The following is a 3,214-nucleotide window of genomic DNA, read 5'->3' as shown; positions in this document are numbered from 1 at the left end:
AGACTATTCTTCCGGCACCAAGATTCATGTGACCCACTTCAGAATTGCCCATTTGACCTTCGGGTAAACCCACATTAAGTCCATCAGTTCGTAGTTGTGCGTTGGGATATTGAGTGTAGAGCCCTTTTATAAAAGGAACATTAGCATTATCAATGGCAGAAACTTTTGGGTCTGGAGATTTTCCCCAACCGTCTAAAATCATTAGAATTACTTTCTTGTTCATCAGGAATTATTTTGAACAAAGGTACGGCTTATATTTAGTTTTAGAAATGGACTTTCTCCTTAGGTTTGGTAAAAGTTTTGGAAAGTCTTGAATTTTTGATCGAGTTGTAGTCAATAAAATAACGCACGCTAATGGAGAAAATATGGTTCAGGTTTTGAGAATTGATAGCATCATTAAAATTGGAGCCGAATTCTCTTGAAAAATCCCTGCTAAATAGCTGAGAATTATTTCTGTAAAGGACAGTAACTTGACTACCCGGAGTAAACCACCACACATAGGAAAAGTCTAAATTCCATAAATTTAAATTTCTATTTCTGTTGGTTGTAAAATCATAATTAGGTAATAAACTTCCATCATCTTGTAAAGTTAATATATCATTATTAACTGCATATGACCAGTAATGACGTAGGTTAAGGTTAAAATTCATAGTTTCATTCACTGAGAATTTACCTTGTATAGTGTTTTCAATTGTTATTCTTTTTCTACGGGCAAAAATAGTATTATCATTTTCGTCAAAGGCAATCCAGCCAACATCGTTATTGATTCGGTCATAATAAAAATTATAAACCAATGAAAATTTATCACTAAATCTATATCGAGGATTTATTGTAAAGCCATAATTGAGCCATCCTTGGTCAAAAAATTTGGTCACAAAAGGATTTAAATCAATTGCAAATTTCCTATTAAAGTTGGACGAAAAATAAATAAAACCGCCTATTCTTCCCGGGTACATTACAAATTTTTCTTCGTTAATAGAACGCGGTTCGTAAAAATCGGCAACCGATACCGGTCTTGCTCTTATACCAAAACCAAAATAATCATTTTTTTTAGTTGTCAGATCTACCCCGCTTCTTATGTTGAATTGTTGCAACATTCCTGTTCTATTGTCAAATTCAAGATAATTATTAAAATTGACACTAAAGGAATTGAAAAGTTTAGTTGGATTTAAAATTCTATAGCTTTGATTGAGATAAAGTCCATGATAATGGGTTTGAAAATTAATTCCTAAGTCGTTGATATCATAATCTTGCGACACATAAACACCACCAGTACTAAACCTGTATTTCCCTTTTGTTTTCCCAAAATTGAAATAAGAACTAATTCCTTGTTTATCTTCAAGATTTGGTTCTTCGTTTACATAGCTGTATTTAAAATCTCCCGATATATTAAAAGAATTTGACTTAGTGTTTAAGTCCCAAACTAAGCCCGAAACATTAGCATCTCTAAAACTACCATTCCGAATCACGTTGGTGTTAACAAAAGCTATTGAAGAATTTTTTCTAAATCGTTGATCCAGCACTGTGATATTGTAATTTGAAACTGGCGCGATTTGCATGGTTCTAGTTTCACCAGTATCTTCGTTTCTGATGGTCACAGATGTATTTTCTGTTACTGCATTCAAAACGCCAACACCTAATCCGCTTTTAGTTCTCCCCGAAACCTTGGCAGCATTAATTAACCTTATAGCACCGGGATTATCAAGAACGGTTTCGTTATCAGCCACTTCATAAAAAGGGACTTCGCCAATTCGCCGGGAGTAAAATAGGTTCCCTTTATTAAACAAATCTGTACCCTCTGTAAAAAATGGTCTATTCTCAGTAAACTGTTGTTCAAAAGCTGTTAGATTTAAAATAACATTATCAAACCGCACTTGACCAAAATCAGGCACTAAAATCGCATCAAGAGTAAAAGCATCGCTTAAACCATACTTTATGTCCAACCCGCCTCGAACTTCGCCAGTTGTTTTTTGAGTAGCATTTCCAGTCAAATAAGTGGAAGCATAGGGAATTAAAAATAATCGAGTTGGGGTTTTAATATTTTCAATTCCTTCCAAAATTCCCGCTTGAATACTTTCGTTATTTATTTCGTTACTAATTAAACTCCAAGTATTTTGACTTCTACTTTGTCTTGGCTCTCTGTAAAAATTTAAACCCCAAATTTGTTTTTCAGCTTCAGGAAAGCGGAGTGCAGCAAGAGGAATTTTCATTTCAACAACCCATCCTTTATCAGTAATCCTAACTTTACTTTCCCAAATAGCGTCCCAAGTAAAATCTTCATCAGTATTCTCAGTATAGATACAGTCTTGTTGAACACCTGCAGCACTAACAAAAAAACGAAATTCTTGTTGACCATCATTGTAACCGTTAAAAAAAACACCAAAGTGATCAGCCGTTGCAAAATTATCACGCAAAGTAAACTCGGACATGATTTTACTAGGGTCATCATCATGAAGAAGTGCTGCTACATAAATAGCTTCATCAGTATAGACAATTTTAACTTCGGTATCTTTATTCTCTGGTATGGGTTTTCCGTTGTCTGGAAATATTTCAACAAAGTTTTTTGCCACGGGAGCATTTTGCCATGCAGTCTCATCAAACTTTCCATCAATGATTATCTTACTATCAATCCGTATCGCTTGAAGAGTTTTTTTTTGACTATAAACAAAACTTGTAAATAGTAAAATAACTATAAAAAAAAAGTACGAATACTTGCGCATTTAGTAGTGGATTAGGGACTACAAAAATAGTTAAATAATTGATATATACAAGTCCACACATAAAATTAGAAAAATTTTAATGGAGGAAGAATAATTAAAATTTACTTAAAAAAAACAATAATATTTTTTTTTAGATAATTGATAATATATATTTGCCCTAACCAAATCTAATTATAAACCTATTTACATTCAATGAATTATAAGTTATTCCCTTTGTTTTTTGTTCTTTTGCTGATGTCGTTTACGAATATACCAAGCAACGAAAACTCCAAAAAAAATAATATTGTTGTAGAAGCTAAATCAGTTTCCATAAATGTATCTATTTACAATCAGTTAGATGCCAATTCTTTTGCATTGCCAAGTTTTGAAAGCTTTACTCTTGCTTTGGATGGATTTTATATTCTTAAAGAAAAAGGGCTAATTAAAAAAAATATTTTAACACTTGTCGATTTTAGTTTGTCTTCAAATACTAAAAGAATGTGGGTGATTGATTT

2 protein-coding genes and 1 pseudogene are annotated in these 3,214 nt (G+C 32.6%); 1 reads left to right on the top strand and 2 read right to left on the bottom strand.

Annotation, left to right across the window (positions count from 1 at the left end):
* A pseudogene (locus tag ACK5ON_RS11025) lies at positions 1-223 on the bottom strand (2,3-bisphosphoglycerate-independent phosphoglycerate mutase); the annotation flags it as partial.
* 40 nt (positions 224-263) lie between these two features.
* Positions 264-2,720, bottom strand: coding sequence for a DUF5916 domain-containing protein (locus tag ACK5ON_RS11020; protein WP_409822381.1), 2,457 nt, complete (start codon positions 2,718-2,720; stop codon positions 264-266).
* A gap of 192 nt (positions 2,721-2,912) precedes the next feature.
* Between ACK5ON_RS11020 and ACK5ON_RS11015 the strand changes: the two genes are divergently transcribed.
* Positions 2,913-3,214: murein L,D-transpeptidase catalytic domain-containing protein (locus ACK5ON_RS11015; RefSeq protein WP_409822379.1), on the top strand; the 302-nt coding region annotated here is incomplete at its 3' end.

The sequence above is a fragment of the Flavobacterium sp. genome (assembly GCF_046317795.1).
Lineage (GTDB): Bacteria > Bacteroidota > Bacteroidia > Flavobacteriales > Flavobacteriaceae > Flavobacterium.
The sequence above is the reverse complement of the archived record's forward strand: the minus strand, read 5'-3'. Positions and strand labels throughout refer to the sequence as shown.